The sequence below is a fragment of the Flavobacterium sp. Leaf359 genome (assembly GCF_001423985.1).
GTDB lineage: Bacteria > Bacteroidota > Bacteroidia > Flavobacteriales > Flavobacteriaceae > Flavobacterium > Flavobacterium lindanitolerans.
Map to the genome: position 1 here is coordinate 87642 of NZ_LMPW01000015.1, position 13441 is coordinate 101082.

Below are 13441 nucleotides of genomic sequence, written 5' to 3' on the forward strand. Positions count from 1 at the left end.
TTTTACTTCAAACCAATTTTCCATCAAAATTTATCTTGTATTTTGTTTTTGAAAAGTCAATAAGTGAAATACCATCATTTTCAATTGTAAACACTTCTTCATTATCTAATGAAACAAAAATATCTGCACCGCCAAATTCCCATTTTATATTTCCGCCTTTATCAAGTTTTGAAATTTGAGTTTCTCCATGTACAATGTAGTCATTGTCCTGTTTGAAGATTCTAAAACATGTTGCCCAATCAGCTTTTGTTTTCCATTTTAAATCCAGAGTTGGAAGCGCTATGCAAAATACGGTATCACAACAGCAAATGAGTAATTCATTATCGTCAATTAAAGATGAATTTTGATACACTCCTGTTGCTCCACCTGAACCAATTAGCAGAGAACCGGTGATGACCTGATTATCTCTGTAAATTTTAATTCCATGTTTAGACGTAGGATAATATTCTTGTCCGTCATCGCTGAAAAAAATCTTTTCATAGTTGAAATCCTTATTCGTTGACCCCAATTCGTATGTAGGTTCGTTCAGTACTTCAACTATGAAGTTTTTGTACAGATAATGATTCATTTATCAAACCAATTTACCTTCAATAATCACCTGCTCAATCAAATTGGTACCAAAAGCATACGGCAATTGATAAAAAGAAGTGATTGGTTTGGTAATAATCAGGTTGGCACGTTTTCCTTTGGTAATAGAACCGTGGGTTTCTGAAAGTCCCATGGCATAGGCTCCGTTAATAGTAGCGGCATTAATCGCTTCTTCCGGTGTCATTTTCATTTTAATACAGGCTGTTGCCACTACAAAGTTCATATTGCCGGACGGTGTGGTTCCGGGATTAAAATCAGTTGCCAAAGCTAATGGCAGTCCGGCTTCCATCATTTTTCGGGCTGGCGTATATGGAATACTGATAAAATAGGAGCAGGAAGGCAATGCAACCGGCATCGTATCGGAATTTTTCAGTATTTCAATATCTTCATCGGTTACGATTTCCAAATGGTCAACAGAAAGGGCATTGTGTTTTACACAGGCTTCAATCCCGTTGATGGCTGTAAATTGGTTGACATGGATTTTGGCAGGCAAACCATACTTCTTTCCGGCTTCCATGATTCTTTCTGTTTCTTCAACAGAAAAATAACCCGTTTCAAGAAAAGCATCGATATAATCGGCCAGATTTTCTGCGGCTATTTTTGGAAGCATTTCATTCACGATAACATCAATATAGCCGGAATGATTTTCTTTAAATTCTTTAGGAAAGGCATGGGCACCCAAAAAAGTAGCTTTTATGGCTACCGGATAATTTTCTTTTAATTTTTTGATAACGCGGAGCATTTTCAGTTCGCCCTCGACTGTTAGTCCGTAGCCTGATTTTATCTCTACAGCTCCGGAACCCTGTTTCATGACTTCTTCCAGGCGTTCTTTGGATTGTTCGTAGATTTCTTCTTCTGAAGTTTCATTTAATTTTTTTGCCGAATTTAAAATACCACCACCGCGATTGGCAATTTCTTCATACGACAAACCGTTGATGCGGTCAACAAATTCCTGTACGCGATTTCCGGCATATACAATATGTGTATGGCTGTCGCACCAGGCTGGAAGTACTGTTTTTCCGGTTGCATCAATAATTTGAGCTTCAGGAATCTTAGGAAGGTCTTCCATTTTTCCAAAATCGCTAATCAGATTGTTTTCAATAAGAAGAAAGGCATTTTGGATGGCAGGTAGCGTTGCCATATCCGTTCCGGAAACCTTGTCAATAGGAGTAGGCCTTACCTGAAGTAATTCTTTTATGTTAATCAGAAGTGTTTTCATCTTTTGTAATGTTTGCAAATTGACCCGATAGAGTAGGGTTTGGCAGCTTTTCAGGCTCCCCGATATCAGGCGGAAATATTTTTGTAAATGTAAAATGGAATTTTAAAAACTCCTATCTTTATAACAAATTAAAATGTCTTGAGAAGAATACGTTATAAGGAAGTCCGAAAAGTACAGCCCAATTATTTTGAATATACAGGCATCCATAATACAGATACGGTTGAAATGCAGCTGTTTGTATATGATGATTTGGGATATGAAGAATATAAAAAAGTTTCACTTGACCGCGTACGCAAAGAAATTGAAGACCCGTTGCAGGCCGAGGATGTCAAATGGCTTAATGTGCATGGTCTTCATGATGTAAAACTAATCCAGGACATAGGCGAACTTTTAAATATCCAGAATTTTATCATTGGCGATATACTGAATGTTTCGAGAAGGACAAAAATGGACGAGCTTGACGACGTTCTTTTTTTCAGTATCAAATCTATTTTGCAGGAAGAAGAATCGGCCGTTGTTAGGGTTGAACAGATTAGTTTTTTGCTGAAGGACAACCTGCTGGTTTCTTTTCAGGAAAAAAAGAGCGACTTTTTTACGCACATTCGCGAACGAATCAAGACGCATAGCGGTATTGTCCGTAAGAAGAAAAGTGATTATCTGCTGTATCTTTTGCTGGATGCTGTCATGGAAAACTTTTTTATAACGATAGAAAGTTATGAAAACGGCATTGAAGCGTTGCTTGTGGAAGCCAAAAACAGTTATAAGTCTGTTTTTTTAGAAAACATAGAAAAGGAGCGTGAGAATCTGAATTTCCTGAAACGTTCTATCATCCCGTTGCGTGATGCCCTTTTTAATTTGAAAACCCACCAAAATGATGATGGTTTCGGAAGCATTGAAAAATCCAATTATGCTTTTTTTGAACGCCTTTATCAAAAAAGCCTTGAACTTTTGGAACAGATTGATTATGATTTGAAATCACTGGATAGTGCATCCAACGTATTCTTTTCCTCTCAAAGCCAGCGCATGAACCAGATCATGAAAACACTCACCATATTTTCTGTAATCTTTATGCCACTTACATTTATTGTGGGTGTTTATGGAATGAATTTCGAAAACATGCCGGAACTCAAAATGGAGAATGGCTATTTCGTAGTCCTTGGCGTAATGTTCTTGACAGTACTTGGTATGGTCTATTATTTCAGAAAAAAACACTGGTTCTAACCATCAACTCTCAATCTCATGAAAAAATTTAAAAGCGATATTTCAGGCAAAGAGTTTCCGGAAACTGAAAAAGTTACAGCCAATCTGGTTCGAAAATCAATATTGGATTTTATCAAACTGGACTATCCCGATTTTGAAGATGACAAATGTATGTCAATCGGAGAACTCCATTCTTTTCGCGAGAGATATATTGCCGAAATGCTCCTGAAAGAAACAGGTGAGCTTTCTGAAATGGAGCAGACGGTATTAAAGGCGCTTAATGACAATACGATTTTGTCTGATAAGCTGGATGATGAAATTCAGGAGTTTACGTTAGGTCAAAAAATCGCTGACAAAGTGGCCTCTTTTGGCGGAAGCTGGACGTTCATCCTTTCGTTTATGGCTTTTCTTTTTCTGTGGATTGCTGGCAATGTGTTTGTATTATTAAACAAAGGTTTTGACCCGTATCCGTTTATACTTTTGAATTTGATTCTGTCGTGTATTGCAGCATTGCAGGCACCTATCATTATGATGAGCCAGAATCGACAGGAGGAAAAAGACCGTGAAAGAGCCAAAAAAGATTATATGATCAATCTAAAATCAGAACTGGAAATCAGAATGCTTCATGAAAAAATTGACCATCTTTTATTGCACCAGGAACAATCATTGGTTGAAATCCAAAAAATCCAGATGGATATGATGGAGGATATTTTGAAAAAGATAGAAAGCAAAAAAAAAGAGTAGATCGAGCGTAGAATATCTGTAGATAGTTGTCAACCACGATTAAAAATTAGAGGATTAGTAATACCGCAGAAAAAGAAAAAAATGCAGGCAAAAGATTTCGACTTGTTTAAACAAAAATATAAAGAAAACTGCAAGACGGAAACTTCTAATCCTGCCATTCTCGAGTTGTATGCTTATATATTAAAAAATGAGATTGTAGACAGTGATGTATGGCAAGATGGCGGCGGAAATGACACAGTAGTCAGAATATTAGAACACTATTTTTCAGATGAAGACTGGAAAGAATTGGAAATTGAATTAGAAAACTGGACTACGAATCAACTCGAAATATTTACAGAATGCATTGTAGAAGGAAGTACAGAAAGCGACAATGATGATTTTAACTCCACCATAATGAACAGGTTTCATCTCTTAAAGAAACTATTAATTATCGGAGAACAAAGAGACAGGCTTAGAAACGATATTCTCTTAAAATTAATTGACAATATTGAATTTCTAAACAAGTGTAAATCAATAACATTTGAAGAAGCTACTGAGATTGCAAAATATTTCAACTATTCTGAAAGATTAAAAGACGAAAAATACAAAGATGATATAACAACAATTACATTAAAAGCAATGATAGAAAAATCAGGCAATTAATGTAATTGTTATTGTAAACAGTTCCTTATCGGTTATTCGGGTATTCCTGTATCCAATGGAAGCCGGTATTGACCAAACGGTAATCATCTAATGACTTTTTATTGAATTCTGCCTGGATGTTCTGTTTTCCGAATTTTCCTTTTAAAAGAAATGTTTTTGGTGCTTTTTCTTCATAATGCAATACGGAGATGTCTGTCGTATCGCGATAGGATTTAAATTCTATTGTATTTTTAAGCGTATCAATTTTTATAGCATAATAATTTGTACTGTCGGATTCTGTACGGATACTGCCATAGTTTCCGGAAATATGCAGCCTGTTCCACAGTGTTTTTTTGTCTTCTGTCTTTTTTAGCGAATCGTTTTCAGAGATGTAGAAAGCAGTTGTATGATAGCTGCCTTTTAGAGGAGCTTCCGGTGCCCATGAGCCATTAGTATACATATTTTGAACACCCGTAAAAATAATGTAGGCGCTGAAACCGAGAATCAATAATGCTTTTCCAAGACCTCTAGCCCTTGCTTTCCATTTGTTTTCGAAAACCAGTTTGCAGTGGTCTAATGTTTCGGTCTTATTGAGTATAAAGAAGTTATAAAGTTTTTTCAGATTAGGCATTAAGATAATGATGGAGATGAGTAGCAGGTGGCTTGAAAATAACTTTACAGGAACGTCAAAACAGAAATTCATCAATACTACATTGCTCATTACGGCCACGCTAAGCAAAGCGCCTAATGTTTTGGTATTATGAAAAAGTAATAAAAAACCGGCTCCGGCTTCAATAATACCTGTAAATCCTCCATATATTTTGGAATGTCCCATAAATGTCCAGAGTAATCCCATTGGAGTAGCATCACCAAAATTTTCTTCAAGGCGTCCAAAATCATGAAAAACAAACTGTCCTTCAAGAAGTTTAAATAAGCCATAGACAATAAGGTATAATCCCAGATAATAACGGGCATATACTATAATCCAATAATATTGTCTGTCGTAATTGATTCTTTTTCTGGTAGTAAAAAAGACAATAGTTGAAGCAAGAAAAGCAAGCAACATGTAAGTAAAAAGACTTACATAATCAAAGGTGGTATCGCCACTGCCAGTATTAAGTATCTGTTGCAGGTTTTTGATTTGTAATATGTTTTTCCCTACCCAAAGGATTACGGCATCAATACCATCCGCATACCAACCAGTCAGAATATCGACTCCATAAATCTGGTTGAAGGGAAAAGGAAACATGTAAAAAAACAGATAGAAAATAAGAAGCAGGGTGAAAAATTTTCGGATATCCGACCATTTTTTCTCGGTTAGGGGGTGAGTCTTAGTCATTTGTATTTGTTTGATGATTACGAATATAAATAATTCCGAAATAGAAAAAACCTACAAAAAGTTTTTTTGCATGTTAAATAAAACGTAAAAAAATAATTATAGTATGTGGATGGGTTTGAAAAGAATCTGATAAAATAAAAAAGCCTGAAGTTTACTTCAGGCTTTTTACTAGTTCTATTTTTCAACTTTCAACCCTGGCAGGGTTCAAAACCCTGCCAGGGTTAGAATTATTTCAAACTTCCCACCATGTCTTCCGGTTTAACCCAGGCATCAAAATCCTCAGGCGAAACATAACCAAGACGAACGGCTTCTTCTTTTAGTGTAGTACCGTTTTTGTGTGCTGTTTGTGCAATTTCTGCTGCTTTATAATAACCAATCTTAGTATTTAATGCTGTTACAAGCATTAACGAATTGTCAACCAATTCCTTGATTCGCGTATAGTTTGGCTCAATGCCCTGTGCACAGTGTTCATCAAAAGAAACGCAGGCATCTCCTAGCAAACGTGCCGATTGCAGGAAGTTAGAAGCCATCAAAGGTTTGAATACGTTTAATTCATAGTGTCCTTGTGTACCGCCAATTGTAATAGCAACGTCATTACCCATAACCTGAGCGCAAACCATCGTTAATGCTTCACATTGCGTAGGGTTTACTTTTCCTGGCATGATTGAAGAACCCGGTTCATTTTCCGGAATAAGAATTTCTCCAATTCCTGAACGTGGACCGGAAGCCAACATTCTTACGTCGTTTGCAATTTTGTTTAATGATACAGCCAATTGTTTTAAGGCACCGTGTGTTTCTACAATGGCATCATGAGAGGCCAAAGCTTCAAATTTATTAGGAGCCGTTACAAAAGGATGTCCTGTGAATTTTGCGATATATTCAGCAACTTTTACATCATAACCTTCAGGAGTATTTAATCCCGTTCCTACGGCTGTTCCGCCCAAAGCTACTTCAGACAAGTGTGCCAATGTATTTTTAACTGCTTTTAAGCCGTAGTTTAATTGAGCTACATAGCCTGAAATTTCCTGACCTAAAGTCAATGGTGTAGCATCCATTAAGTGAGTACGGCCAATTTTTACTACATTTTTGTAGGCTTCAGCTTTGGCTTGAAGTGTATCTCTTAATTTTTCAACACCAGGAATTGTTACTTCTACCACCGCTTTGTAGGCAGCGATGTGCATTCCTGTAGGGTAGGTATCGTTAGAAGATTGTGACTTGTTTACATCATCGTTTGCTTTTACAAACTGTTCACCTTCACCAATTTTACCACCAGCCAAAACCTGAGCTCTGTTTGCAATTACTTCATTAACATTCATGTTACTTTGCGTACCCGAACCTGTTTGCCAGATTACCAAAGGAAATTCTCCGTCAAGTTTGCCAGCCAGAATTTCGTCGCAAACCTGAGCGATAGCATCTCTCTTTTCAACAGGCAAAACACCAAGGTCATGATTGGCATATGCAGCAGCCTTTTTCAAATAGGCAAAACCTTCAATGATTTCTTTTGGCATAGAAGCCGACGGTCCAATTTTAAAGTTGTTTCTGGAACGCTCCGTTTGAGCTCCCCAATATTTATCTGCAGGAACCTGCACTTCACCCATCGTGTCTTTTTCAATTCTGTATTCCATTGTATTGTAATTTGTTTGTTGTTATATAGTATTCATTCTGTTGTACTCGGTTAGTTTTTCGACTAAAATCTTTTTGAGATTTTTATGTGTCGTTTGAAGGCTGTTAGCCGATATGCTTACGGCACCACCAAAAGATTTGTGGTTTGCTGTCATTGCCTTGCGCTTAAAACTGCTTTTTTGGGCAGCGATAAATTCTTCAGGATTTTTAATAACGATAATGACAGAAGCCTGACCTGCATATGAAGTTTCAGTAATAGCCGTAATTTCTGTCCATGGAATAAATCCGGCACTAATAGCGCTTGAATTATCCGTGATTCCTTCAGATGAAATGATTAATCCATCTGTTTGCGAGGATAATTTTTTTATGATTAAAATGGCAAGAAAACCAAAGAAAAGAATGGATAGGATACCGGCGATTAATACGGCAAGAGGAAATTTTAAAAAAATGGAGTTTATTTCCTTATGGTCTATTACCATCCAGATTCCCAGAATAACGAATAGGAAAGAACCCAACAATGCGAGTATCATTTTTTTCCGACTCAGTTTTATGATTATCGTTTCAGAAGAAGTATCCATCTTGATATAATTAGTTGGCTGACAGAAATTCACATTACTTATTGTACAGGCCGTAAAAAATGCTTTTTGAGAGAATTTTTTATTAGCTTACTGAAAGCCAGCCCAAAAATAAGGATTATAAGTAGGTTTAAAAAATGATTTAAAAATTATTTTTACTGTTTTTATTGGTCAAAATGAATATTACACCTATCTTTGACAGGTATTCAAAAAATTCCGGAAAACATGTTTGAATTTCAACAGTATTTAGGTTTCTTACTTTTCTTGACTATCTTAACCATCGGCTTCTGGTTGATGATTTTTTTAGTTAGCTTCCTTCCTTATTGGATTGGTGGTGCTTTATTCGAAAGATATAAAGAAAGAAGAGCCAAAAAGAAACAAGAGTCACTTAGTTAATTTGTACTCAAAATAAAAGGGAACCAATTTGGTTCCCTTTTTTTGTGTAAAGCCTCCGGAGTGGAGGCTTTTATATTATCCGCCCATGTAGTCTTCACCACCATTATCGCTATCCATTCTTTTAGGCTGTTTCTCTCTCTCGTTTTTCTTTTTGTTGAAACGGTAAGTAAAAGAAAGAGTGATTTGTCTTTCTCTCCATTGCATTTCAGAATAGGCATTTTGGGTTGCCAGATTCGTTTCTGTAATTCTTTTTCTGGAGTTGAAAAGGTCGTTTACGTTTAAGGCAATGGTTCCTTTATCTTTCAATACATCCTTACTAAACGCCAGGTTGGCACTAATAATTCCTTTCGACCTTCCCTGAGCATTAGTCTGTGGTGCGTTATACGTCGTATTAGCCTGCCAGTCGATTCCTAATGGAAGGTTGATTTTTGAGTTGATTCGCGCAAACCATGAATAAGCTGTGTTGCTGAAATCAATTGTCTGTGAATTATTGGATAAGTCGGTATAAGTATAATTTCCTTTAGTCTGGTTTCGGAACAGGTTGAAGTTACTGTTCAGTCTCCACCATCTGTATGGGTTGTAGGATAATGTAAACTCAAATCCAAAACGGTCTTCAGAACCAACGTTTACCGGAGAAGTTACCAAAGTGGCAGTTCCGTTGATGATTTCCGTATTTCTTACATATTGTACCGCATCCTTTGTTCTGTTAAAATACATAGACGTATTGAAAGTCAGCTTGCCAAATTTGTTCAGGTAGCCAAAATCAAAAGCATCGGTCATTGACGGGTCAAGGTCCGGATTACCTCTAAACAGGTTGATGTTACTCGACAAACTCGAAAACGGGTTGATGGAGCGGGAGCGAGGTCTTGAAATCCTGCGGCTGTAGCTTAACGAAGCACTGCTATTTTCATTGAATTCATACGTTAAGAATGCGCTTGGAAAGAAATTGTTGTATTTTTTGTTTTTATAGATATTCTGAGTCAATTGGTTGATATCAATATTGGAATCTTCCCAACGCAAACCTACCAAATAAGACATTCTGTTGATTTTCGTCCCAAACTGGCTGTAAAATGCATTTACTTTTTCTTTATACTCCAATGTGTTTGTGAACTGTGGATCGTTTTCCCAACCACCTGTACCATAATTGAAATTTTCTACAGAATAGTCGGTTAAAAGGTCATTGAAATTTCCACGATATCCGGCTTCAAACTGGCTGTTTTCTCCTATCGGCAAAACATAATCTGTCTGAAGCAATGAACGGTTTTGTTTTTGGATATTACCGGTTCTCTGCTCGCTTATTGGCGTGCCGTCCAACACATTTCTACTTGGAATATCAGCATCTTCATCATCATCACTTTGTGAGAAGGAAAGGTCAACTGTTAACTGGTGTCCGTCTTTTTTAAATTTTTTGATGAAATTCGAAGAGAAATCAACGTTTTCGTCTTTATCAGATTCCAAGCTGAATCGGTTGGTGATGCTTTGCAGGTTCATCGCCGGGTCATATCGGTACTGGAAAACGTTATCCGGGTTTTCACCAGAACTTCTTCTATATGACAACGTATTTGTCCACGTAATCGATTTGTCCAGGTACCATTCCAAACCTAAAACTCCATTGTAGCTTTTGTTTAATCTTTCGTTGTTTCTTCTTTCCTTTAAATAACCCGTAACATCTCCGTTTTCATCCAGATATTCCGTATCTGTCATAGAGTTTCCAGGTCCTTTTCTGTAGCTATAGCCTTGAGTAGTGAAAAGGTTGAATTGTTCGGTTTTGTAATTAACTGTTCCTGTAAATCCATGATTGGCCGGATTACCGGTTGTAGCGGTAACGGTACCATTAATACCTTGATTTTTTCCTTTTTTCAGAATAATATTAAGAATTCCTGCACCACCTTCGGCATCATATCTGGCAGAAGGATTCGTAATTACTTCTACTTTGTCTACCGCATCAGCCGGAAGCATTTTTAAAGCATCTGCAATATTAATACCTGCTAAACCGGACGGTTTTCCGTCAATAAGGATTCTTACGTTTTCATTACCACGAAGACTTACATTACCATCTACGTCAACAGAAACAGAAGGAACGTTGTCCAAAACATCACTTATGGTTCCGCCCTTGACAATCATGTCCTGACCAACGTTATATACTTTTTTATCCAGCTTGATTTCTACAGTCGAACGTTCGGCACGGATTTCAACGGCATCAAGCATTTCGGCTTCGGCTTCTAAAGCAACGGTTCCAAAATTTTTATCTTCTTCTATAGCCAGCTGTTTCATTTCGATTGGCTTAAAAGATATAAATTCAAATTTTACATCATAAGTACCTGCATTTGCCTCTATTGTGAACACACCATTTTCATCAGTCATTCCACCGGTTATAACATCAGGACGCTTGGAGTTTTGTAGCGTTACTGTAGCATATCCTAAAGGTTGGGAAGTTGATTTTTCGGTAATTTTACCTGTGATTTTTACTTTTTTAGCCTGCGGCCTTTCCTGCGCATAGCTGAGAAGTGAAACGGATAGCAATAGGAGGGATATTGCAAATTTTAGATTTTTCATTAACTAGAATGTTGATTATTTAGCTTAAGACAGCAAAAGTAGGCTTTGGTTTAAGCCTGATTTCATAAAGGTTTGTTAAATAAAGCTATTTAATGTTATTAGAGGATTTCCAGTATTTTTTCTGGTGGTCGTCCAATAGTGGCTGTTTTGCCATTCACAACAATCGGCCTTTCAATAAGAATCGGGTTTTCGGCCATAATTTTGATGATTTCTTCATCGGTTAAAGTCTTGCCCTTAAAGTTCTGTGTCCAGATTTCTTCCTTTTGGCGTACCAGTTCAATAGGCGGTATTCCCAAAAGTTTTATGATGGATTTGAGTTCCTCTGCCGTTGGAACTTCTTTCAGGTATTGTATTACTTCAAACTCTTTTCCTGACTTTTCAAGCAGGCTAAGTCCTTCTCTCGATTTCCCGCATCGCGGGTTGTGGTATATTTTAATCATAGCGCTCCAAATTAAATAAACCGCAAAGAAAAGAAATGCAATTTAAAAATAGGTGATTATTTCGCAACAATTGAATAAATTAGGGGACTAATAATTTTCTAAACTAAAATTTAAGATATGTTTATAGCTCAAGGTTTTAAGAGTAAAGGAAACGCATTTTGGAAATATATTGTGGGTTCGGTTATTGTAATTGCTGCGTCTACGATAGGCCAGTTTCCATTGATGATTGCTATTGCGGTAAAATCTATTGAAGAAAATAAGGACTTTCCAACAGACCAGGCAGCTATGTTAACGTTTCTCGATTCAAATCTGACACTCTTCCTGATGCTGATTTCGTTTGCTTTTGCTTTGCTGGCTTTGTTTTTTGTTGTGAAATTTTTGCATCGTCAGAAATTTATTGAAGTGACTACTTCACGGCCAAAAATGGACTGGAAGCGTTTTTTCTTTGCGTTTGGACTTTGGACAGCGATTACCGTTATTATAACTGTTGCAGCTTATTTTGTTTCGCCCCAGGATTATGAAATTAATTTTCAGCCGGTTCCATTTGCTATTTTAGCGATTATAGGAATAGCTTTGATACCAATTCAGACCAGTACCGAAGAATATGTTTTCAGGGGTTATCTTATGCAGGGTTTTGCGCTTTTGTCAAAAAATAAATGGTTTCCGTTGTTAATGACTTCTGTAATTTTTGGACTGCTTCATATCTTCAATCCTGAAGTTGAAAAAATGGGCTATATTATTATGATATATTATATAGGTACGGGATTATTTCTAGGTGTTTTGGCCTTGATGGATGAAGGTATTGAATTGTCGCTTGGATTCCATGCCGCAAATAATTTGATTGGGGCTTTGCTGGTAACGTCTGACTGGACGGTTTTCCAGACTCATTCCATATTAAAAGACTATTCTGAGCCTGCAGCAGGATTTGATGTTTTACTTCCGGTTTTTATAATTTTTCCAATTCTTTTATTTATCTTTAGTAAGAAGTACCAATGGAAAAATTGGAAAGAGAAATTGACCGGAACCATTCCGGATAACCTAACAACTGATGACACTTACCACAGCAATCAATTTGATAAAAACGATGGAGAAGCCCACATATTATGATGTACACAACCGCTTTAAACTAAATGGATTTCATTTGAATAAAGACGATTTATGCCGTGTTGCCTATAGTTTTATAAAAGAAGGAGAGGCTTATGAAAGGCCGGTCGGAATTTTTATATTGGACTGGTTTGATGAAAAGGACTATATCGAAATGACAACTTCCGGAACTACCGGTGCTCCAAAAAAGATACAAATCAGCAAACAGGCTATGGTAAATTCAGCTTTAGCTACCGGAGATTTTTTTGAACTGGTTCCGGGCGATAAAGTACTGCACTGTCTTCCTGCCAAATATGTTGCCGGAAAGATGATGTTTGTCAGAGCGTTTATCTTAGGCCTGGATATGGATTTTGTAGAACCTACTTCCACGCCTTTGGAAAGAAATGAAGAAACCTATGATTTTGCGGCAATGGTTCCAATTCAGGCACAGCATTCTTTAGAAAAGCTTTCACAGGTAAAAAAGCTTATTATAGGTGGTGCTAAAGTTAATTCTGCTTTGGCTGAGGAGCTGAAAAAAATTCCCTCCTCAATTTATGAGACTTACGGAATGACAGAAACCATTACGCATATAGCCGCAAAGCGGGTGGGAGAAGAAGCATTTGATGTTTTACCGGGAATAACCGTTGCGGAAGATGAAAGACACTGTCTTGTTGTTAATGCGCCGGCAATTTCAGAAGAAGTCGTCGTGACGAATGATGTTGTAAAAGTATTGAATGACCACCAATTTATTTGGCTCGGACGTATAGACAATGTTATCAATAGCGGAGGGATAAAGCTATTTCCCGAGCAGATAGAAGAAAAATTATCGCATAAAATCGACCGTCGGTTTTTTATAGCCTCCCAGGAAAATGAGGAATTAGGTGAAAAACTGGTTTTGGCAGTAGAAGGCGACCCTTATGTTATTGACGATGCTGCATTTGGTGAGCTTGGAAAATATGAAAAACCAAAAGTGGTATTGTTTATTCCTAAATTTTTAGAAACCCCAACCGGAAAAGTGTTGCGGAAAGAAAGTTTAGCCAGTATATAAAAAAGAGCG

Annotated in this window: 12 protein-coding genes; 5 read left to right on the forward strand and 7 right to left on the reverse strand. The window is 37.1% G+C overall.

What is annotated here, in order from left to right:
* Window positions 1-7: 7 nt before the first annotated feature.
* Together ASG38_RS15670 and hutI are read right to left on the reverse strand one after the other, a co-directional pair.
* Complete coding sequence (locus ASG38_RS15670; RefSeq protein ID WP_056073243.1) at window positions 8-568, reverse strand: hypothetical protein; 561 nt, start codon at window positions 566-568, stop codon at window positions 8-10.
* A 3-nt stretch (window positions 569-571) separates the two neighbouring features.
* Window positions 572-1807: an imidazolonepropionase gene (hutI, locus tag ASG38_RS15675; protein ID WP_056073246.1), complete on the reverse strand. Its 1236-nt coding sequence runs from the start codon at window positions 1805-1807 to the stop codon at window positions 572-574.
* Window positions 1808-1945: 138 nt separating this feature from the next.
* On the opposite strand from hutI, the gene corA reads away from it, so the two are divergent.
* The 3 genes from corA (at window position 1946) to ASG38_RS15690 (ending at window position 4393) form a co-directional block, all read left to right on the forward strand.
* Complete coding sequence (corA, locus tag ASG38_RS15680) at window positions 1946-3028, forward strand: magnesium/cobalt transporter CorA (protein ID WP_056073249.1); 1083 nt, start codon at window positions 1946-1948, stop codon at window positions 3026-3028.
* Window positions 3029-3046: 18 nt separating this feature from the next.
* Window positions 3047-3751, forward strand: coding sequence for a DUF1003 domain-containing protein (locus tag ASG38_RS15685; RefSeq protein ID WP_056073252.1), 705 nt, complete (start codon window positions 3047-3049; stop codon window positions 3749-3751).
* Window positions 3752-3832: 81 nt separating this feature from the next.
* Window positions 3833-4393, forward strand: coding sequence for a hypothetical protein (locus ASG38_RS15690; RefSeq protein WP_056073255.1), 561 nt, complete (start codon window positions 3833-3835; stop codon window positions 4391-4393).
* A 25-nt stretch (window positions 4394-4418) separates the two neighbouring features.
* On the opposite strand, the gene ASG38_RS15695 is transcribed toward ASG38_RS15690, so the two are convergent.
* The 5 genes from ASG38_RS15695 to arsC form a co-directional block, all read right to left on the reverse strand.
* Complete coding sequence (locus ASG38_RS15695) at window positions 4419-5711, reverse strand: hypothetical protein (protein WP_157486192.1); 1293 nt, start codon at window positions 5709-5711, stop codon at window positions 4419-4421.
* A 227-nt stretch (window positions 5712-5938) separates the two neighbouring features.
* On the reverse strand, window positions 5939-7336 hold the full coding sequence (gene fumC, locus ASG38_RS15700; protein ID WP_056073260.1) for a class II fumarate hydratase: 1398 nt from the start codon (window positions 7334-7336) through the stop codon (window positions 5939-5941).
* A gap of 21 nt (window positions 7337-7357) precedes the next feature.
* Window positions 7358-7912, reverse strand: a complete 555-nt coding sequence (locus ASG38_RS15705; RefSeq protein WP_056073263.1) for an STM3941 family protein — start codon at window positions 7910-7912, stop codon at window positions 7358-7360.
* 468 nt (window positions 7913-8380) lie between these two features.
* Entirely contained in the window at window positions 8381-10861 is a 2481-nt protein-coding gene (locus ASG38_RS15715) for an outer membrane beta-barrel family protein (protein WP_056073266.1), read from the reverse strand.
* Between the two features lie 98 nt (window positions 10862-10959).
* Complete coding sequence (arsC, locus tag ASG38_RS15720; RefSeq protein ID WP_056073269.1) at window positions 10960-11301, reverse strand: arsenate reductase (glutaredoxin); 342 nt, start codon at window positions 11299-11301, stop codon at window positions 10960-10962.
* A 117-nt stretch (window positions 11302-11418) separates the two neighbouring features.
* Between arsC and ASG38_RS15725 the strand changes: the two genes are divergently transcribed.
* Complete coding sequence (locus tag ASG38_RS15725; RefSeq protein ID WP_056073272.1) at window positions 11419-12408, forward strand: CPBP family intramembrane glutamic endopeptidase; 990 nt, start codon at window positions 11419-11421, stop codon at window positions 12406-12408.
* On the forward strand, window positions 12386-13432 hold the full coding sequence (locus ASG38_RS15730; protein ID WP_056073275.1) for an AMP-binding protein: 1047 nt from the start codon (window positions 12386-12388) through the stop codon (window positions 13430-13432). Before ASG38_RS15725 ends, ASG38_RS15730 begins: the two co-directional genes overlap by 23 nt.
* The last annotated feature ends 9 nt before the right edge of the window (window positions 13433-13441 follow it).

Coding starts and splice junctions, on each gene's coding strand:
- ASG38_RS15670 (WP_056073243.1), bottom strand. CDS start 568: ATGAATCATTATCTGTACAAAAACTTCATAGTTGAAGTACTGAACGAA.
- hutI (WP_056073246.1), bottom strand. CDS start 1,807: ATGAAAACACTTCTGATTAACATAAAAGAATTACTTCAGGTAAGGCCT.
- ASG38_RS15685 (WP_056073252.1), top strand. CDS start 3,047: ATGAAAAAATTTAAAAGCGATATTTCAGGCAAAGAGTTTCCGGAAACT.
- ASG38_RS15690 (WP_056073255.1), top strand. CDS start 3,833: ATGCAGGCAAAAGATTTCGACTTGTTTAAACAAAAATATAAAGAAAAC.
- ASG38_RS15695 (WP_157486192.1), bottom strand. CDS start 5,711: ATGACTAAGACTCACCCCCTAACCGAGAAAAAATGGTCGGATATCCGA.
- fumC (WP_056073260.1), bottom strand. CDS start 7,336: ATGGAATACAGAATTGAAAAAGACACGATGGGTGAAGTGCAGGTTCCT.
- ASG38_RS15705 (WP_056073263.1), bottom strand. CDS start 7,912: ATGGATACTTCTTCTGAAACGATAATCATAAAACTGAGTCGGAAAAAA.
- ASG38_RS15715 (WP_056073266.1), bottom strand. CDS start 10,861: ATGAAAAATCTAAAATTTGCAATATCCCTCCTATTGCTATCCGTTTCA.
- arsC (WP_056073269.1), bottom strand. CDS start 11,301: ATGATTAAAATATACCACAACCCGCGATGCGGGAAATCGAGAGAAGGA.
- ASG38_RS15725 (WP_056073272.1), top strand. CDS start 11,419: ATGTTTATAGCTCAAGGTTTTAAGAGTAAAGGAAACGCATTTTGGAAA.
- ASG38_RS15730 (WP_056073275.1), top strand. CDS start 12,386: ATGGAGAAGCCCACATATTATGATGTACACAACCGCTTTAAACTAAAT.